13 protein-coding genes are annotated in these 19,175 nt (G+C 71.2%); 9 read left to right on the top strand and 4 right to left on the bottom strand.

The genetic code is table 11. The annotated features are described in order from the left end of the window. On the bottom strand, positions 1–712 hold a 712-nt coding region (locus Q0741_RS00105), incomplete at its 3' end, for a hypothetical protein (protein WP_298231169.1). A 144-nt stretch (positions 713–856) separates the two neighbouring features. Between Q0741_RS00105 and glgX the strand changes: the two genes are divergently transcribed. From glgX to Q0741_RS00085, 4 genes are all read left to right on the top strand, one after another. After that, positions 857–2,989: a glycogen debranching protein GlgX gene (gene glgX, locus Q0741_RS00100; protein ID WP_298231168.1), complete on the top strand. Its 2,133-nt coding sequence runs from the start codon at positions 857–859 to the stop codon at positions 2,987–2,989. Between the two features lie 119 nt (positions 2,990–3,108). Beyond that, the gene (gene treZ / locus Q0741_RS00095; protein WP_298231167.1) at positions 3,109–4,923 is read left to right on the top strand and encodes a malto-oligosyltrehalose trehalohydrolase; all 1,815 of its coding nucleotides are present in this window, start codon (positions 3,109–3,111) and stop codon (positions 4,921–4,923) included. Then, complete coding sequence (locus Q0741_RS00090) at positions 4,916–9,994, top strand: malto-oligosyltrehalose synthase (protein ID WP_298231166.1); 5,079 nt, start codon at positions 4,916–4,918, stop codon at positions 9,992–9,994. Before treZ ends, Q0741_RS00090 begins: the two co-directional genes overlap by 8 nt. Positions 9,995–10,129: 135 nt before the next feature. After that, positions 10,130–12,343 carry an ATP-binding protein gene (locus Q0741_RS00085; RefSeq protein WP_298231165.1) on the top strand — a complete coding sequence of 738 codons (2,214 nt, stop codon included), beginning with the start codon at positions 10,130–10,132 and terminating at the stop codon, positions 12,341–12,343. Between the two features lie 15 nt (positions 12,344–12,358). On the opposite strand, the gene Q0741_RS00080 is transcribed toward Q0741_RS00085, so the two are convergent. Genes Q0741_RS00080 through Q0741_RS00070 form a run of 3 tightly spaced genes read right to left on the bottom strand, consistent with a single transcriptional unit; the run spans position 12,359 to position 14,837 of the window. Beyond that, the gene (locus Q0741_RS00080; protein ID WP_298231164.1) at positions 12,359–13,759 is read right to left on the bottom strand and encodes a sensor histidine kinase; all 1,401 of its coding nucleotides are present in this window, start codon (positions 13,757–13,759) and stop codon (positions 12,359–12,361) included. Next, a complete protein-coding gene (locus Q0741_RS00075) occupies positions 13,756–14,421 on the bottom strand; it encodes a response regulator transcription factor (RefSeq protein ID WP_298231163.1) in 666 nt (221 codons plus the stop codon). The genes Q0741_RS00080 and Q0741_RS00075 overlap by 4 nt, the downstream gene beginning before the upstream one ends. Then, entirely contained in the window at positions 14,418–14,837 is a 420-nt protein-coding gene (locus tag Q0741_RS00070; protein WP_298231162.1) for a PepSY domain-containing protein, read from the bottom strand. The genes Q0741_RS00075 and Q0741_RS00070 overlap by 4 nt, the downstream gene beginning before the upstream one ends. 155 nt (positions 14,838–14,992) lie before the next feature. On the opposite strand from Q0741_RS00070, the gene Q0741_RS00065 reads away from it, so the two are divergent. The 5 genes from Q0741_RS00065 to Q0741_RS00045 form a co-directional block, all read left to right on the top strand. Continuing rightward, complete coding sequence (locus tag Q0741_RS00065; protein WP_298231161.1) at positions 14,993–15,325, top strand: PepSY domain-containing protein; 333 nt, start codon at positions 14,993–14,995, stop codon at positions 15,323–15,325. Between the two features lie 13 nt (positions 15,326–15,338). Next, positions 15,339–15,797 (top strand): hypothetical protein, encoded by a 459-nt coding sequence (locus Q0741_RS00060; RefSeq protein ID WP_298231160.1) that lies wholly within the window; start codon positions 15,339–15,341, stop codon positions 15,795–15,797. 183 nt (positions 15,798–15,980) lie between these two features. Beyond that, positions 15,981–17,207, top strand: coding sequence for a glycoside hydrolase 100 family protein (locus tag Q0741_RS00055; RefSeq protein ID WP_298231159.1), 1,227 nt, complete (start codon positions 15,981–15,983; stop codon positions 17,205–17,207). A gap of 195 nt (positions 17,208–17,402) precedes the next feature. Next, entirely contained in the window at positions 17,403–18,575 is a 1,173-nt protein-coding gene (locus tag Q0741_RS00050) for an AAA family ATPase (RefSeq protein ID WP_298231158.1), read from the top strand. Positions 18,576–18,610: 35 nt separating this feature from the next. Then, the coding region (locus Q0741_RS00045; protein ID WP_298231157.1) for a DUF4276 family protein at positions 18,611–19,175 on the top strand (565 nt) is incomplete at its 3' end.

The raw sequence follows: 19,175 nt of genomic DNA, 5'->3' as shown, positions 1-19,175 counted from the left end.
AGGCGCCCGCGCCCACCAGCGCCAGCACGCCCAGCCCCAGCCAGGCGACCTCGCCGGGCAGCCCCGGCAGCGCTTCGGCCGCCTGCTTCACCAGACGCTGCGCCGCGGCCTGGGCAGCGGTGACGGCGCCCGGCACCGGGCCCACGCCCTCGCCGCGCTGGTTGCGCGAGGCGGTGTGGTGGCCGGTGCGCAGGAAGGTCTTGGCGTCCTCGCTGCCCAGCGCGGCGGAGCGTTCGAACCACTTGCGCGCCTCGCCTTCGTCGCGCTCCACGCCGTGGCCCTCGTACAGCGCCGTGGCGTAGTGCAGGCTGCCCAGGGCGGCGTAGCCCTCGTCGGCGCTCCCGGCCGCCCGCTTGTACAGGGCGGCGGCGGCGGCCGGGTCGCGCGGCACGCCGGAGCCGTCCTCCAGCAGCAGGCCCTTCCAGATCATGGCGCCGGCGTAACCCTTGGCGATGCACTTGTCGAAGATCCGGTGCGCCGCCTCGAAGTCGCCGCACTTGGCGGCCCAGTAGCCATAGCTGCAGGTGACCATGCCCGCGGGCTGGTCCGCCCAGTACTCGACGGACAGGGTGCTGACCTCGCGGGCGCGTGGATCGCTGGCGCCGGGGTCGGCGGGCGAGGCACCGCCGCAGTGGCCGGCAGCCTGGGCGCTGGCCCCCAGCGAGGCCAGGACGAGCGCCGCGGCGGCGCGATGCAGGAAGGTGGAAGGCATGGGACGCGGGCCGCGGTCGGCCGTGTGACGCAATGCGGGCACTGTGCGCGCCACCCCAGGCGGTGGGACAGAGCAGCTTGCTCGGCCGCAGCCGGGCAATTTGCCCGCCGTTGCAGGCTTCCCATTTGCTCAAGCGCCTCCGCCATGAGCCGAGAGACCCCCATCACCACCGTCTGGCCCGGGCGGCCCTACCCGCTGGGCGCGACCTGGGACGGCGAGGGCGTGAACTTCGTGCTGTTCTCCGAGCACGCCCAGGAAGTACACCTGGCGATCTTCGACCCCAGCGGGCGGCGCGAGCGCCAGCGCATCCGGCTCAAGGAGCGCACCGACGACCTCTGGCACTGCTACCTGCCCGAGGCCCGCCCCGGGCTGGCCTACGGCTACTACGTGCGCGGGCCCTACAAGCCCGAGGAAGGGCACCGCTTCAACCACCACAAGCTGCTGCTCGACCCCTACGCCAAGGACTTCATCGGCCGCCTGCGCTGGAACGACTCGCTCTGGGGCTACACCCTGGGCCACCGCAAGGAGGATCTCTCCTTCGACCGCCGCGACAGCGCCAGCTTCATGCCCAAGTGCCGCGTGCTGGAGCCCGCCTTCACCTGGGGCGACGACAAGCGCCCCGACATTCCCTGGACCGACATGGTGGTCTACGAGATGCACGTGCGCGGCTTCACCATGCGCCACCCCGAGGTGCCCGACGCGCTGCGCGGCACCTACGCCGCGCTCGCCACCGCGCCCGCCATCCTCTACCTCAAGCGGCTGGGCATCACCACGCTGGAACTGCTGCCCGTGCACGCCAACCTCAACGACCACTACCTGGCACGGAAGGGGCTGCAGAACTACTGGGGCTACAACACCCTGGGCTTCTTCGCGCCGGAGATGCGCTACAGCGCCTCGGAAAAGGTCAAGGAGTTCAAGACCATGGTGCGCACGCTGCACGCGGCGGGCATCGAGGTGATCCTGGACGTGGTCTACAACCACAGCTGCGAGGGCAACCAGATGGGACCCACGCTGTCCATGCGCGGCCTCGACAACGCCGCCTACTACATGCTCGGCCACGAGCGGCGCTACTACGCCGACTACACCGGCTGCGGCAACACCCTCAACCTCGAACACCCGCGCGTGCTGCAGATGGTCATGGACTCGCTGCGCTACTGGGTCGAGGAAATGCATGTCGATGGCTTCCGCTTCGACCTGGCCTCCGCCCTGGCGCGCGAGGGCGGCGTCGTGCAGCACCTGGGCGGCTTCTTCGACGTCATCCGCCAGGACCCGGTGCTCAACCGCGTGAAGCTCATCGCCGAGCCCTGGGACCTGGGCGCCGGCGGCTACCAGGTGGGCAACTTCCCGCCTGGCTGGGCCGAGTGGAACGACCGCTACCGCGACGGCATGCGCGCGTACTGGAAGGGCGACGGCGGGCTCATCGGCGAGTTCGCGCGCCGCCTCACCGGCTCCTCCGACCTCTATGGCCGCTCGGGCAAGAAGCCGCACGCCAGCATCAACTTCATCACCGCCCACGACGGTTTCACGCTGCACGACCTCGTGGCCTACAACGCCAAGCACAACGAGGCCAACGGCGAGGACAACCGCGATGGCAGCGACAACAACCGCTCCTGGAACTGCGGCGCCGAGGGGCCCACGGAAGACTTGGACATCCTGGCGCTGCGCGAGCGCCAGCAGCGCAACTTCCTGGCCACGCTGTTCCTGTCGCAGGGCGTGCCCATGCTGCTGGCCGGCGACGAGGTCGGCCGCACCCAGGGCGGCAACAACAACGCCTATTGCCAGGACAACGAAACGAGCTGGCTGCACTGGGACCTCACGCCCGCGCAGGAGGCGCAGCTGCGCTTCACGCAGATGCTCATCAACCTGCGCCGCGGCCACCCCACCTTCCGCCGGCGCGACTTCTTCGACGGGCGCCCGCTGTTCGGCAGCCAGCTCAAGGACGTGCTCTGGCTCAAGCCCGACGGCCGCGAGATGACGCCCCAGGAGTGGGAGCACGAACATGCGCGCTGCCTGGGCATGTACCTCGCCGGCGCGGCCATCGACGACGTGGGCCGGCGCGGGCGGCCGATCTACGACGACGACTTCCTCATCGCCTTCAACGCCGATGCCGAGGAAGTGCCCTTCACCATCCCCGACATCCCCGGGGAAGCCTGGCGCGCGCTCATCGACACCTTCGAGGCCGAGGGCCTGGGCGACGGCCTGCTGCATGCCGGCCAGCGCTACGGGCTGCGGGGCCGCTCGCTGGTGGTGCTCACGCGGCCGATGGTGACGGTGTGATTTGTATTTTTCGGTCCGTCAGGACGAACGGAGTCTGAGGTTCAGGGACTTTGTGGAATCCATATCAGCCAGCGGCCTCGCACTGCCCTCTCATCAACTCTTTCCCCCTGAGAGCTTCTATGCACACCATGCCTTTCGGCGCCACGCTGCTGGATGACGGCGGCGGCGTGCGCTTTCGCCTGTGGGCGCCCGATGCGCCGGCGCTGCGGCTGCGCCTCGAACAAGCCGGCGTGCAGCGCGTGCTGCCCATGAACGCGCTGGCCGAGGGCTGGCACGAACTCATCGTGGCCGAGGCCCGCGCCGGCACGCGCTACAGCTTCGTGCTGCCCGATGGCCTGGCCGTGCCCGACCCGGCCTCGCGCTTCAACCCCGACGACGTGCACGGCGCCAGCGAGGTCATCGACCCCGACGGCTACCGCTGGAACGACAGCGGCTGGCGCGGCCGGCCTTGGCACGAGGCGGTGGTCTATGAGCTGCACGTGGGCACCTTCACGCCCGAAGGCACCTACGCCGCGGCCCAGCAGCGCCTGGCCGAGCTGGCGGAGCTGGGCATCACGGCCGTGGAGCTGATGCCGCTGGCGGACTTCCCCGGCCGGCGCGGCTGGGGCTACGACGGCGTGCTGCACTTCGCGCCCGACGCGGGCTACGGCCGGCCCGAGGACCTCAAACGCTTCGTGGACGAGGCGCACCGGCTGGGGCTGATGGTGCTGATCGATGTGGTCTACAACCACTTCGGCCCCGAAGGGAATTACCTGCACGCCTACTGCAAGGCCTTCTTCAACCCGGCGCACCAGACGCCCTGGGGCGCGGCCATCAACTTCGACGGCGAGCACAGCCAGCGCGTGCGCCAGTTCTTCGTCGCCAACGCGCTGTACTGGGTCGATGAATACCACTTCGACGGGCTGCGCATGGACGCGGTGCACGCCATCGCCGACGACTCGCCCACGCACATCGCGGTGGAGGTCGCCCGCACGCTGCGCGCCGGCCCGGGGCGATTCCGCCACGTGCACGTGGTGCTGGAGAACGACGACAACGCCGCGCGGCTGCTGGCGCGCGACGACCAGAACCTGCCCACCGGCGCCGACGCGCAGTGGAACGACGACCTGCACCACGCCGCCCACGTGCTGGCCACCGGCCAACGCGACGGCTACTACGCCGATTACGCCGACGACCCCGTGGCGCGGCTGGGCCGCTGCCTGGCGGAGGGCTTCGCCTACCAGGGCGACCCGTCCGCCTTCCGCGAAGGCAAGGCGCGCGGCGAGCCCAGCGCGGAGCTGCCCTCCACGGCCTTCGTCTCCTTCCTGCAGAACCACGACCAGATCGGCAACCGCGCCTTCGGCGAGCGCATCAGCGACCTCGCGCCGGTGGCACGGCTGGACGCGCTCTACGCCTGCCTGCTGCTGTCGCCGCACGTGCCCATGCTGTTCATGGGCGAGGAGTTCGCCGCCTCGGCGCCCTTCCTCTACTTCTGCGACTTCGGCCCCGAACTGGCCGCGGCGGTGTCCAAGGGCCGGCGCGAGGAGTTCGGCCGCTTCGAGGCGTTCAACAGCGAGGAGGCGCGCGCCGCGATTCCGGACCCCAACGCCGAGGCCAGCTTCACCGTCAGCCGACCGGACTGGCGCCAGCGCGAGCTGGAGCCGCACGCGCGGCGCCTGGCGCTGGTGCGGCAGCTGCTGGCGCTGCGCCGGCAGTGGCTGACGCCGCGCCTGGCGGGCCTGTCCGGCGGCGGCAAGTACCGCGTGGAGGACGGGCTGCTGCAGGTGGTGTGGCACCTGGGCGAGGGCGCCACGCTGCGGCTGGCGGCGAATTTCGGCGCGGCGCCGCAGCCGCGCCCGCCGCTGGCGGGCCAGGTGGTGTTCGAGCTGCGGGCCGACGGCTCGGGGCAACTGCAACCGGATGGCGTGATCGTCACGGTGGAGAACGTGGATGGCTGACGACTTGCTGCGCCGCTGGTGCGAGCGCTTGAAGGTGGGCACCGAGTGGCACGACGTCTGGGGCCAGCGCCACGAGGTGCCGGACGTGGGCCTGAAGGCGATCCTGGCCGAGCTGGGCGTGAAGTCCCTGGACGCGGAGGCGCTGGACGCCGCCGAGGCCGCCGACTGGCACCAGCCGCTGCCGCCGGTGCTGGCCGTCAAGGCCGAGGAGGAGCGCTTCGAGCTGCCGATGAAGCTGCCGCGCGAGGTGCGGCTGCTGCGCTGGACCATCCACGAGGAGGAAGGCGCCATCCACAGCTGGGAGGCCGACGCCGATGCCCTGGCCGAGCAGGCGCAGGCCGTGGTGCACGGCCGCGCCATGCGCGCGCTGCGGCTGTCCATCGCCACCCGGCTGCCCTCGGGCTACCACCGGCTGGTGCTGGAGACCGAGGGCATCGCGCTGGGCGAATGCCTGCTCATCGCCGCGCCGGCACGCTGCTGGCGCCCGGCGGCGCTGCAGGAGGACGCCCGCGTCTGGGGGCCGGCGCTGCAGCTCTACGCGCTGCGCTCGCAGCGCAACTGGGGCATCGGCGACTTCACGGACCTGGCCGAGCTGGTGGCCGAGTTCGGCGAGCGCGGCGCGGGCATCGTGGGCCTGAACCCGCTGCACGCGCTGTTCAGCCACAACCCGTACCACATCAGCCCCTACAGCCCCTCCTCGCGCTCCCAGCTCAACACCATCTACCTGGACGTGGAGGCGGTGGAGGACTTCCGCGAGTGCGACAGCGCCCAGGCGCTGGTGCGCTCCGCGGGCTTCCAGAACCGGCTGCAGCAGCTGCGCGACGCGCGGCAGGTGGACTACCCCGGCGTGGCCGCCGCCAAGACCGAGGTGCTGCGCCGCCTGTACGCCCACTTCCGCGAGCGGCACCTGGACACGGCCAGCGCGCGCGGGCGGGCCTTCCGCGCCTTCCAGGCCGACCGCGGCGAGCCGCTGCGGCTGTTCGCCACCTTCGAGGCGCTGCAGGCGCGCTTCCATGCGCAGGACGGCAACGTGTGGGGTTGGCCGGTGTGGCCGGAAGCCTTCCGCGACCCGCGCGGCGAGGCGGTGCGCCGCTTCCAGCGCGAGCAGCGCGAGGCGGTCGAGTTCCACGAGTACCTGCAGTGGCAGGCGGACCTGCAGCTCGCGCGCGTGTCGCACCGCTGCCGCTCGCGCGGGCTGGCGGTGGGGCTGTACCTGGACCTGGCCGTCTCGGTGGACCGCGCCGGCGCCGACACCTGGGGCCACGCCGCGCTCTACGCGTCCGGCGCCACGGTGGGCGCGCCGCCGGACGAGATCAACGTCCAGGGCCAGGACTGGGGCCTGCCGCCGCTGCACCCGCAGCGGCTGCTGAGCAGCAAGCTGCGCTTCTTCATCGAGACGCTGCGCGCCAACATGCGCCACGCCGGCGCGCTGCGCATCGACCACGTGATGGGGCTGATGCGGCTGTACTGGATCCCGCCCGAAGGCGGCGCGACCCGCGGCGCCTACGTGCACTACCCGCTCCAGGAGCTGATGGCGGTGGTGGCGGTGGAGAGCCAGCGCAACCGGTGCATGGTCATCGGCGAGGACCTGGGCACCGTGGCCGACGAGGTGCGCGCGGCGCTGGCCGAGGCCGAGGTGCTGTCGTACCGGCTGCTGTACTTCGAGCGCGGCGAGGGCGGCACCTTCAAGGCCCCCGACGAATACCCGCGCGCGGCGCTGGTGGCCGTCAGCACGCACGACCTGCCCACGCTGGCGGGCTGGTGGAACGGGCACGACCTGCAGGTGCGCAAGGGACTCGGCCTGTACCCGGAGGACGCGGTGTACGAGGAGCAGCTCGTGGCCCGCGCGCAGGAGAAATACCGGCTGCTGCTGGCGCTGCGGCACGCGGAGCTGCTGCCGCCGGACGTGAGCATCGACCTGGCGCACCCGCCACCGCTGACGCAGCCGCTGGTGGAGGCAGTGCATGCCTACATGGCGCGCACGCCCTCGTGGGTGCTGATGGTGCAGCTGGAGGACGCGCTGGGCGTGCTGGACCAGCCCAACCTGCCCGGCACCGTCAACGAGCACCCCAACTGGCGCCAGAAGCTGCCGCTGCCGCTGGACGCGCTGGTGGCGGACGAGCGCGTGCTGTCGCTGTCGGGCGTGCTGGCGCGCTTGCGTCCGCACGCGCCGCTGCAGGCGCTGCAGCGCCCGCGCGCGCAGGCGGTGGTGCCGCGCGCCACCTACCGGCTGCAGTTCCACAAGGACTTCGACTTCGAGCACGCCACCGCCGTGCTGCCCTACCTGCAGCGGCTGGGCATCAGCCACGTGTACTGCTCGCCGCTGATGCGTGCCCGGCCCGGCAGCACGCACGGCTACGACGTGGTGGCGCACGACGAATTCAACCCGGAGCTGGGCGGGCGCGAGGGTTTCGAGCGCTTTGCCGCGGCGGCCAAGGAGCACGGACTGGGGATCATCCTGGACCTGGTGCCCAACCACATGGGCGTGCTGGGCGGGCACAACGCCTGGTGGTCCGACGTGCTGGAGCACGGCGAGGCCTCGGCCTACGCGCGCTACTTCGACATCGACTGGCAGCCGGTCGATCCGGCGCTGCAGGGCAAGGTGCTGCTGCCGGTGCTGGGCCAGCACTTCGGCCAGGTGCTGGAGGCGGGCGAGCTGAAGCTGGTGTTCGAGCCGGAGCGCGGCGCCTTCGCGCTGCAGTACTGGGAGCACCGCTTCCCGCTGGACCCGCGCACCGCCGCGCCGCTGCTGGAGCGCGCGGCCACGTTCCTGGAGGGCGCCTCCTCGCTGGCGCTGCAGAGCCTGGCCACCGCCTGCCGTCACCTGCCCGCGCGCGACGACGCGGCACCGCAGGCGCGCTTCGAGCGCCAGCGCGACCAGGCGCTGCTCAAGGAGCGGCTGATCGCGCTGCTGCACGAGGACGGCCGGGTGCAGGGCGCGATCGAGGCCGCGCTGGCCGACCAGCAGACGCCCGATGCCATCGACGCGCTGCACGCGGCGCAGGCCTGGCGGCTGGCCTTCTGGCGCGTGGCCTCGGACGAGATCAACTACCGGCGCTTCTTCGACGTCAATGAGCTGGCCGCGCTGCGCATGGAGGAACCGGCGGTGTTCGAAGCCACGCACGCCCTGGCGCTGGAGCTGTGCGCCGCGGGCGTGGTGGACGGGCTGCGCATCGACCACCCCGACGGGCTGCACGACCCGGCGCAGTACTTCAACTGGCTGCAGCAGGGCTACGCGCGCCGGGTGGGACTGCTGCTGCCACAGAAGGAGGACAGCGGCCGGCCCTCGCGCCCGCTGTACGTGGTGGCCGAGAAGATCACGGCCGGGCACGAGGACGTGCCGGAGCACTGGGCGCTGCACGGCACCACCGGCTACCGCGCGATGAACGTGCTCAACGGCGTGCTCATCGACTGCAGCGCGCGCGAGCGCTTCGACCGCATCTGGCAGGCCGTCAGCGGCGAGGACGAACCCTTCGAGGAGGTGGGCTACCAGGGCAAGCAGCTGATCATGCGGGTGTCGCTGAGCTCGGAGCTGACGGTGCTGGCGACGGAGCTGCTGCGCATCGCGCGCGCGCACCGGCGCACGCGCGACCACGGCCTGAACAAGCTGCGCCGCGCGCTGGCCGAGGTGGCGGCGTGCATGCCGGTGTACCGGACCTACATCGTGGACAAGCCCTCGGCGCAGGACCGGCGCTTCATCGACTGGGCCGTGGCGCAGGCGCGCCGCCGCAGCCGCGCGGCCGACCCCACGGTGTTCGATTTCGTGCGTTGCACGCTGCTGGCGGAGGCGGTGGAAGGGGCGGACGAGGCCTTGCGCGAACGCGTGCGGCGCTTCGCGATGCGCTTCCAGCAGTTCACGGCGCCCGTGACGGCCAAGGGCGTGGAGGACACGGCCTTCTACCGCTTCAACCGCTTCCTGCCGCTGAACGAGGTGGGCGGCGAGCCGGGCACTTTCGGCATGACGCTGCGGGCCTTCCACGGCGCCAACGCCGACCGCGCCGCGCGCTGGCCGCACACGATGCTGGCGACCTCCACGCACGACAACAAGCGCAGCGAGGACGTGCGCTGCCGGCTGGACGTGCTGAGCGAATTCCCGGCCGCGTGGCGGCTGTCGCTGCGCCGCTTCTACAAGGCGCCGCAGCTGCAGCGCGCGCGGGTGTCGGCACCGGAAGGCCACCAGATGCCCTCGCGCGCGGACGAGTACCTGCTGCTGCAGACGCTGCTGGGCACGCTGCCCGCGCAGGGGCTGACGGAGGAGGCGCTGCCGGCGTACCGCGAGCGCATCGAGCGCTACGCGCTCAAGGCGGTGCGCGAGGCCAAGCGCAACAGCAGCTGGGTGAACCCGGACGCGGAGTACGAGGAGGCGCTGCTGACCTTCATCCGCAGCGCGCTGCCGCGGGTCAAGCCGAACCCGCTGCTGACCGAGATCCAGGCGCAGGCGGAGATGCTGGCGTGGTTCGGCGCGCTGAACTCGCTGACGCTGGTGCTCTTGAAATACACGCTGCCCGGCGTGCCGGACCTGTACCAGGGCAACGAGCTGCCGGACTTCAGCCTGGTGGACCCGGACAACCGCCGGCCGGTGGACTACGACCAGCGCAGCCGGCTGCTGGAGCAGTTCGAGACGCTGTCGGCTTCTCCCGACGGCTTGGTGAACGTACAGGAGCTGACACCCTTGCTGCACGACGGCCGCTTGAAGTTGTGGCTGACGTGGCGGCTGCTGCAGTGGCGCGCGCAAAGCCCCGAGTTGTTCCGCGACGGCAATTACCAGGCGCTGAGCGCCACCGGCCCGCGCGCGGACCACGTGATCGCCTTCGCGCGCGAGACGGCGGAGGGGCAGCGGCTGATCACGGTGGGCGGGCGCTTCTTCGCGCGGCTGCTGGGCTTGCAGATGGGCTGGCCGCTGGGCGAGGAGGCCTGGGGCGATACCGCGGTCGACCTGCCGTCCTGGGCGGAAGGGCTCACGCTGCGCAACGTGCTGACGGGGGAAAAGCACGCGGTGCGGGAGGGCAAATTGCGGGTGGCGGAGGTGTTCTCGACGCTGCCGGCGGGCGCGCTGGTGGCGGAGGAGTGAGCGCCGAGCGAATGCGCGGCCTCATCGGGAAGGGACGTGGCGGGCAATGACCCGGCGTGCCGCTAGGCGGGAGCAGGAAAGCGCTTGTAACCCCTGGTAGCCTGCGCGTTACACCCAGGGACCTGCTGCTTCACCGTGCCCGACAGCCCACCCACCGAACTGCCGCGCCCGCACTGGCGCAGGCGCCTGCTGCTGCCGCTGCTGGGCGTGCTGTTGCTGACGCTGGCAGGCGTGGCCATGGTGCTGCGCGAGGAGCGCCGGACCGAGGCGGTGCGGCTGCAGGCACTGGCCGACGCCAAGGCGCAGCAGGTGGCGGACTGGGTGCGCGAACGCCACGGCAACCTGCGCCTGCTCGGCAGCAGCGGTTTCCTGGGTGATCTCTATCGGCACTGGCGCGAAGGCGGTGACGCCCAGGCCGGCAGGCTGCTGGCCGCGCGGCTGGCCGAGTGGCGCCGCGCCACCGCGGTGGACGCGCTGTTCCTGCTCGATGGGCAAGGCGGCGTGGCCTGGAGCTCGCAGCCGGGGCCGGCCACCGATCCGGAGGCCGGGCCGATGCACGCCCTGCCGCCCGTTGGCGAGATGCGCGGCCCCCACAGCGTGGACGGCTCGGTGGTGGTGGATTTCCTGGTGCCGCTGTCGGACCTGCAGGGGCGGCCGGGGCCGGTGGTCCTGATGCGGGTGCACGCCGACAGCTACCTGGTGCGCGTGCTGGCGAGCTGGCCCTCGGCCTCCGCCACCGGAGAGGCACGCATCGCCTGGCGCGAGCGCGATGGCGCCGTGACCGTGCTGCGCGCCGTGCGCGAGGGCAGCCAGACGAAGGCCGAGTTGCGGGCGGCCACGCCGTACTCGGCGGCCATGCGCGCGATCAATGGCGAGGTGGTCCAGGGCCGGCCTTTCGACGGCGTCGATCTGCTGGGCAGCAGCTACCTGCTGGTCAGCCGCCCGGTGGCGGGCACACCGTGGCTGCTGCTCACCGGCGTGTCCCAGGGCGAGATCGTGCGCGACGCCATCCTGCCGGCCGCGCTGGTGTCGCTGGCCGGCGTGTTGGCGCTGCTGACCGTGGCCAGCGTGACGCGGCTGGGCTTCAAGCAGCGCGAGCTCATGGCGCTGGAGCGCATGCACCGCTCCGAGGCGGCGCAGCGCCTGAGCGAGCAGCGCCTGGCGCTGGCCGTCGAGGGCGCCGGGCTGGGCCTGTGGGACTGGGACCTGCGCGAGGGCTCGCTGCAGTTCAACGAGCGCTGGCCGCGCATGCTCGGCTTCCAGGCCTGGGAGCTGGAGCCGCGCTACGACACCTGGGAACGCCTGGTGCATCCCGAGGACCTGCCCCGGGCGAGCGAGGCGCTGCGCCGCCACCTGCGCGGGCAGGCACCCGTCTTCTCCGTGGAGTACCGCCAGCGCCACCGCGACGGACACTGGGTGTGGCTGATGACGATGGGCCGTGTGGTCGAGCGCCTGGGCGACGGCCGCGCGCGGCGCGCGGTGGGCGTGTTCCTGGACATCGACGAGCGCCGCCGCAACGAGGAGGAGCTGGCGCAGTACCGCCAGCACCTGGAGACGATGGTGGAGCAGCGCACCGCGCAGCTGGCCGAGGCGCGCGAGCGCGCCGAGGCCGCCAACCAGGCCAAGAGCCGCTTCCTGGCCAACATGAGCCACGAGATCCGCACCCCGCTCAACGCCGTCATCGGGCTGAGCCAGCTGCTGGCGCAGATGAGCCTGCCCGAGAAGGCGCGCGGCTTCGTCAGCCACATCGGCCTGGCCGGCGAGCAGCTGCTGGCGCTGACCAACGACGTGCTGGACCTCTCGCGCATCGAGGCCGGCGAGCTGCACCTGGAGCGCGTGCCTTTCAGGCTGAGCACGCTGCTGGAGACGGTGCGCGCGATCGTCCAGGCCCAGGCCACCGCCAAGGGGCTGGCGCTGTGCTTCGAGCCCGCGCCGGGGCTGCCCGAGGAACTGCTGGGCGACCCGCTGCGCATCCGGCAGGTGCTGATCAACCTGCTGGGCAATGCCGTGAAGTTCACGGCCCGCGGCAGCGTGACGCTGCGCGTGGCGGCGCAGCACCCGCAGGCCGGCCGCTGCCTGCTGCGCTTCGAGGTCATCGACACCGGCATCGGCATCGAAGCGGCGATGCACTCGCGCATCTTCGAAGCCTTCACGCAGGGCGACGGCTCCATCACGCGGCGCTACGGCGGCACGGGCCTGGGCCTGTCCATCGTGCGCCGGCTCGTGACGCTGATGGACGGGGAGCTGACGCTGCAAAGCGCGCCGGGCCAGGGCAGCACCTTCTGCGTGAGCCTGAGCCTGCACATGCCCGCGACACCGGCCGCGGCACCAGGGTCGGCGTGCTCGTAGCGCGCCGCTTCCACCTCAACGCACCGGCAGGCACACCCGCACCAGCAGCCCGCCCAGTTCCGAGCCCTCCAGCGCCAGCGTGCCGCCATGCAAGCGGACCAGCTCGTCGGCGATGGCCAGGCCCAGGCCGCTGCCGGGCTGGCGCTCGTCCAGGCGCTGCCCACGCTGCAGCGCCGCCTCGCGCTGTTCGGGCGCGATGCCCGGCCCGTCGTCGTGGATCTCGATGGCCGCCAGCGCCGCCGCGCCGGGCTCGCCCTCCACCCGCGCGCACACCCGCACGCGGCCGCGCGCCCACTTGCAGGCGTTGTCCAGCAGGTTGCCCAGCAGGTCGTGCAGCGTGTCCGAAGCCATCGCCACCCGGAGCGCTTGCGGCGGCAGCTGCCGCTCGAAGCGCAGCTGCCGCGCCGCGTACAGCCGCTCCAGGACGCGCAGCAGGTCCTCCAGCACCGGCGACACGGGCGTGCCGGCTGCCGCGCCGGGCGTGCTGTCCAGCGCCCGCGCCGCGGCCCGCGCGCGCACCAGGTGCAGTTCCACCTGCCGCTGCAGCAGCGCCAGCTGGGCGCGCACCAGCGCGCCGTCCTCGCCCGGCCAGTGCGTGACGGCGTTGCCGATGACGGCCAGCGGCGTCTTCAGGGCGTGCGCCAGGTTGCCGGACTGCTCGCGCGCCTGCCGCACCAGCCGCTCGTTGTCGTCCAGCACGGCGTTGAGGTCGGCCACCAGCGGCTGCACCTCGGCCGGGTAGCGGCCCTCGATGCGCTGCGCCTGGCCGCCGCGCAGGCGCTGCAGCGCCAACTGCAAGCGCCCCAGCGGCGCCAGCCCGGAGCGCACCTGCAGCCACGACGCGCCCCACAGCACCAGCGCCAGCACGCCCAGCGCGCTGCCCACCGTCAGCGCGTAGCTGCGCGTCAGGCTCCGCAACCGCGTGACGTCGGACCCCACGGCCACCACCACCGGCGCGTCCAGGCCGGCCAGCTCCACGCGCCGCGCCCACAGCAGCAGCGGCTGATCACCCGGGCCGGTGGCGCCGAAGCGCCCGGTGGCGCCCGCGTCCAGCGTGGACCAGCGCGCCGCCAGCGCGGGTTCGGGCAGCGTGTCCCACCATGAGCGCGAGCGCAGCAGCGCGCCATCGCCCTGCACCAGCCAGTACAGCCCGCCCAGCGGCTGGCGGAAGGCGGGATCGGGCGGCTCGCGCTGCAGGCGCAGGTGCGGGGGCGCGGCGGCGTCCGCGCTGGGAGGCTCCACCGCCAACCCGGCGATCAGCGCGTCGAGCTGGACCCGCGCGCGCTCGGCCAGCTCCTGCTCCACGTGCTGCCTGAACAGCAGCACCAGCAGCACGCCCACCGCGGCCAGGCCCAGCGCGATCCACAGCGCCGCCGCCAGCAGCAGGCGCCGGCGCAGCGAATCCGCGCGGATCACGCCGCGGCCTCGTCGATGCGCCAGCCCAGGCCGCGCACGGTGGCGATGAAGCCCGGGGGCAGCTTGCGGCGCAGCCGCGCGATGAACACGTCCAGCGTGTTGCTGTCGCGGTCGGCGTCCTGCGCGTACAGGTGCTCGGACAGCTCGGCGCGCGCCACCACGCGCCCGCGCTGGTGCATCAGGTACGCCAGCACGCGGTACTCGTGCGCGGTCAGCGCCACGGGGCGGCCCTCGACCTCGAGCGTGCAGCTGCGCGTGTCCAGCCGCACGGCGCCCAGCGTGAGCACCGGACTGGCCAGGCCGCTGCTGCGCCGGACCAGCGCCCGCAGCCGTGCCACGAGCTCTTCCATCTGGAAGGGTTTCCCGAGGTAGTCGTCGGCGCCGGCGTCGATGCCCAGCACCTTCTCCTGCCAGCTGCCGCGCGCGGTGAGCACCAGCACCGGCACGGCCGAGCCGGCGGCGCGCCAGGCGCGCAGCACGGACAGGCCGTCCTTGCCCGGCAGGCCCAGGTCCAGCACCACGGCGTCGAAGGGCAGCTCGCGGCCCAGGTACTCGGCATCGATGCCGTCGCCCGCCACGTCCACCGCGAAGCCGGCCGCTTGCAGCGCCTGCTGCAACTGCCGCGCCAGCGCCGGCTCGTCTTCCGCCACCAGCACCCTCATCGCTTCTCTCCCGGTTGGGCGGCGACCGGTGCCGGTGGGCGATGGAACGCGCTCTCCAGCCGCGGCCCCTGCAGCGACAGCCAGGTGCCGTCGCGGGCATCGAGCTCGATCTCCAGGCGCCGGCCGTCGGGCAGCAGCCACTTGATCTCGTAGACCAGGCGGCCGTCGTCATCGTCCAGCTCGGCCTCCAGCAGCCGTCCGGGCAGCAGTGCCGAGACCTGCCGCACCAACTGCTCCAACGCCAGGATGCGCCCGCGGCCCCGCTCGATGGCGGCGCGGTCCTGGCTGTCGCCCCAGGCCGGCGCCCCGCCGAAGCCCAGCGCCAGCGCTGCCGCCAGCGCCAGGCCGGGCAGCGCGAGCAGGCGCCGGCGCGCACGGTCGGGCGTTTGGGCTTGGAGTCGGGGGAACGGTGGCACGGGTACGGGTGGGCGGCGGGAGCGTGGAGCTTTGACGGGCAAGCGTAGCGCCGGCGACATGAACGCCTGGTGAATGGCCGGTTCATGGGCCGTTCATGCGGCGGGGCGCAGCATCCGGGCCCTGTTCAACCGAAACCCCACCGGGGAGCAAGACCATGACGACCTTGACCAAGCACCGTCTCCTGGGCGCCACCCTCCTCGCCGCCGCGATCGGCGTCCAGGCCCAGACCGTGACCCCCGCGCCGGCGCCCGCCCCGGCGCCCGCCCCGGCCACCGCCCCGGCCACCGCCCCGGCGCCCACCTTGACCATGCCGCAGATCATCGAGCGCGTGACCGCGCGCGGCTATCGCGACATCAGCGAGATCGAGCTGGAGCGCGACGGCAGCTACGAGGTCGAGGCCCGCGACGACCAGGGGCGCAAGGTCGAGTTGAAGCTGGACGGCCGCACCGGCGAGCTGCTGGCGCAGGAAATCAAGTTCAGGCGCTGAGGGGGGCCACGACATGAAACCCATCCTCTGGCTGACAAGCCTGGTGCTGGCACTGGCCTGGACCGCGGGCGCCTGGGGCCTGAGCGAGGCGGTGCAATGGGCCGTGTCGCTGCCGGCCTCGGGCGCGGCCCCGGCGCTGGCGCAGTCGGTGGCGACCTGGACGGCGCCCGCCTGGCTGGAGCTGTGGCTGGAGCTGGACCCCCAGGAGCTGCAGGCGCTGCGGGACTTCGCGCTGTGGGCCATCGAGCAGCTGCAGCACCCGGCTGCGGCGGTGCAGGCCGTGCTGCCCTACCTGGTGCCGCTGGTGTGGCTCAGCTGGGCGCTGGGCCTGGCGTTGCTGGTGGCGCTGACCCTGGGCGCGCAATGGGCGCTGGGCCGCCTCGTGCGGCTGGCGGCCTCCGCGCGGCCGCTGTGGCCGCGCCTGCGGCCGCGGCATCGCCCCCCTGAAGAGGGAAGCGTGCAGAGCTCCTGAACCCGGCCCTCGTGCCGGGCAACGGAAAGGCGTCCGGGGCCCGCGGGCCGCAGCGTGCAGATGTCACGGCGGCGGGCGGGCCGGTGCGAACTGGCGGGTGATCGTCGGTCAATTGCACCCTTGGTGCCGCGCACGCCGCGCCACCATGCCGCTTGAACCATGTCAAGCGCAGGAAGACGACCCATGCTGACCCTCAAAGACGCCGCCCATCCTCAGCCGCCGCTGGCCAGCGCCGCGGACGAGGCCACGCTGCTGGAGCGCTGCCGGCAGGAATCGCTCCAGCTGCTCAAGCGCAACTGCACCGCCGGCGGCGTGCTGGCGGCCACGCCGGGGGCGATGGCCGAATCGCGCAGCTACACGCGGGTGTTCGGGCGCGACGCGGCCATCTGCGTGCTGGCCATGGCCGGCAGCGGCGACCCCGAACTGGAGGCCGGCGCCATCGCCAGCCTGGACGCCCTGGCGCGCGGCCAGGCCGGCAACGGGCAGATCCCCAAGTACGTCGATCCGGCCGGCACCGAGGCCGATTTCTGGTACCTGGGCTGCATCGACGCCACGCTGTGGTGGCTGATCGCGGTGGACCACGTGCGCCGCCACTCGGCCGACCCGGCGATGAAGACGCGCTGGCAGCCCGAGGTGGACAAGGCGATCCAGTGGCTGCAGGCGCAGGAGCACCAGCGCTTCTTCCTGCTGCAGCAGAACGAGGCCAGCGACTGGGCGGACATCATGCCCCGCTCGGGCTACGTGCTCTACACGAACGCGCTGTGGTTCCGCGTCAAGTCGCTGTACGAGCTGCCGCAGTGGGAGGAGACGCGCTACCACTTCAACCACCTGTTCCACCCCTTCCACCGCGATCTGCCGGAGTACCGGCGCAGCCGCCTGATGGGCCACTACGCGCGCCGGGGCAAGGCGAGCCCGGGGCTGTACCTGAGCTTCGTGAACCTGTCCTTCGCGGGCGACGAGGGGGACGTGTTCGGCAACGTGCTGTCGGTGCTGTATGGGCTGGCAGGCGACTCGATGGCGCAGCAGGTGCTCAAGACGCTGCAGGCCGGCGGCGCGGGCACGCCCTACCCCGGGCGCTCGGTGCTGCAGCCGATCCACGAGGAGCACGAGCTGTGGCGCCAGTACATGGCACGGCACCAGCAGAACCATCCGCACCAGTACCACAACGGCGGCATCTGGCCCTTCATCGGCGGCTTCTACGTGATGGCGCTGGCGCTGATGGGCCGGCGCGAGCTGGCGCGCACGGAGCTCATCAAGCTGGCCCAGGCCAACGCCGCGGCCGACTGGCGCTTCACGGAGTGGTTCCACGGCCGCACGCTGCAGCCCTGCGGCATGGCGGGACAGAGCTGGAACGCGGCGGCCTTTTTGACGGCGCTGCAGGCGGTGGAGAGCGGGCGCTTCTGCATGTGAGGCAAGCTGGCGCCGCGACGGCACAGGCGCCAGCCATGGACCGGGCCGCTGTTTTGGGCGGCTATCATCCTTGCTGTTCCTGAAAATCCCGTCGCGACAGGACCGGAAATCACCAGTCCTTCGGCAAACTTGGCACCTCATATGCCGCCAAACCGCCGTGACGCCATGGGCAAATGAAGCGCCAAGGGTGATGCCGTGCAAATCGAATCCATCGAGATCGAAAACTACCGCGTGTTCCGCCGCGCCAAGCTGGACAACCTGCCACGGTTGGTGACGCTGGTGGGGGCCAACGGCACCGGAAAATCCACGCTCTTCGACGTATTTTCCTTCCTGAAGGACTCACTGTCCCAAAACGTTGGACGAGCCGTGATGCGGCGTGGCGGCCTGAAGGAACTCATCAGCCGCGGCGCCAGCGGGCCTTTGCAGATCAGTCTGAAGTTCCGCGAGTCCGGCGGACGGCTGGCAACTTACGAGATTGCCGTCGGAGATCGAGACGGGCGCATCGTCGTGGAACGCGAGGTATTGAAATTCCGGCGCGGCCAGCGTGGCAAACCATGGCATTTCGTGGACTTTTCCTGTGGCAAGGGCACGGCGATCACCAACGAATCCGCTTACGGCGACCTGGGGGCCAGTGAAGAGCGAGCCGAATATGCGCTGGATGAGCCAGACATTCTAGCCATCAAGGGCCTGGGGCAGTTCAAGGAATTTCGGGTGGTCTCTGAGTTCCGATCCCTGATCGAAAGTTGGCAGATTTCAGATTTCCACATTGCCGAGGCACGTTCCAGCACGGAGGACGGTTTCGCCGAGCACCTTTCAACGCGCGGCGACAACGTGGCCCAGGTCGCGCAATATCTCTACACCTACCACCGCAAGAAGTTCGACCACATTCTTGAAGTGATGGCGCAACGGGTCCCGGGCGTGGAACGGGTGGAGGCCAAGCCCACTGAAGATGGCCGCCTGGTGCTGCGCTTCCAGGACGGCAGTTTCAAGGACCCCTTCATCGCCCGCTACGTGTCTGACGGCACGATCAAGATGTTCGCCTACCTCGTGTTGCTGCACGACCCCAAGCCGTTTCCACTGCTGGCCGTGAAAGAACCTGAAAACCAGCTCTACCCTGAATTGCTGCCCGAACTCGCAGAGGAATTCCGTGCCTACGCCCGCCGTGGCGGACAGGTCTTCATCTCCACCCACTCGCCTGATTTCCTGAACGCCCTCAGGCTGGAGGAGGTTTACTGCCTCAAGAAGGAAAAAGGATTCACCACCATCAGCCGGGCCAGCGACTCTGGGAATCTTCGTTCACTGTATGAAGCGGGCGACCTGCCTGGTTATCTGTGGAAGCAGGGCCTGTTCGAGGGCCTGAACCGGTGAGCGGGCGGATCATTTTCCTGGTGGAGGAGCCGTCCATGAAAGTACTGCTGGACGACCTGCTGCCTCGGCTGATTCCAGGCTGGGTCATGTACCAGCATTTCCAATGCATCCAGCACGAAGGCAAGAGCGACCTGGACAGGAGTATTCCGATCAAGCTCAAGGCATGGAAGGAACCGGGTGTCCGGTTCGTCATCGTGCGAGACAATGACAACCAGGATTGCAGCGCCCTGAAGAAGAGGCTGGTTGCGCTGTGCCAGGCTGCGGGGCGACCCGACACCATCGTCCGGCTGGTATGCCAGGAATTGGAAAGCTGGTATTTGGGCGACTTGCCCGCGCTGTCCAGGGCGTATGGCGGCGCCAAATGCAACACGCCTGCCTTGCGCAAGAAATATGTAGATCCGGACAGCTGGCAGAAACCTTCGATGCAGGTTGAGCAAATGATTCAGGAGTTCAGCAAGCGCAGTGGCGCCCGGCTCATGGCACAGCAGTTGTCCGGCGCGAACCAGTCAGCCAGCTACAGAACCTTCGTCAAGACGGTGCAGGACGTACGTATTCAGCCCACCCCTGGCGGTCAGGCCGACAGCGGCGGCCTAGCGTGTA

The organism is uncultured Azohydromonas sp. (assembly GCF_937926365.1).
Lineage (GTDB): Bacteria > Pseudomonadota > Gammaproteobacteria > Burkholderiales > Burkholderiaceae_C > Azohydromonas.
The sequence above is the reverse complement of the archived record's forward strand: the minus strand, read 5'-3'. Positions and strand labels throughout refer to the sequence as shown.

Bases quoted from the DNA above. Each gene is read 5' to 3' on its own strand.
- glgX (WP_298231168.1), top strand. From the start codon at position 857: ATGAGCCGAGAGACCCCCATCACCACCGTCTGGCCCGGGCGGCCCTAC.
- treZ (WP_298231167.1), top strand. From the start codon at position 3,109: ATGCACACCATGCCTTTCGGCGCCACGCTGCTGGATGACGGCGGCGGC.
- Q0741_RS00090 (WP_298231166.1), top strand. From the start codon at position 4,916: ATGGCTGACGACTTGCTGCGCCGCTGGTGCGAGCGCTTGAAGGTGGGC.
- Q0741_RS00075 (WP_298231163.1), bottom strand. From the start codon at position 14,421: ATGAGGGTGCTGGTGGCGGAAGACGAGCCGGCGCTGGCGCGGCAGTTG.
- Q0741_RS00065 (WP_298231161.1), top strand. From the start codon at position 14,993: ATGACGACCTTGACCAAGCACCGTCTCCTGGGCGCCACCCTCCTCGCC.
- Q0741_RS00060 (WP_298231160.1), top strand. From the start codon at position 15,339: ATGAAACCCATCCTCTGGCTGACAAGCCTGGTGCTGGCACTGGCCTGG.
- Q0741_RS00055 (WP_298231159.1), top strand. From the start codon at position 15,981: ATGCTGACCCTCAAAGACGCCGCCCATCCTCAGCCGCCGCTGGCCAGC.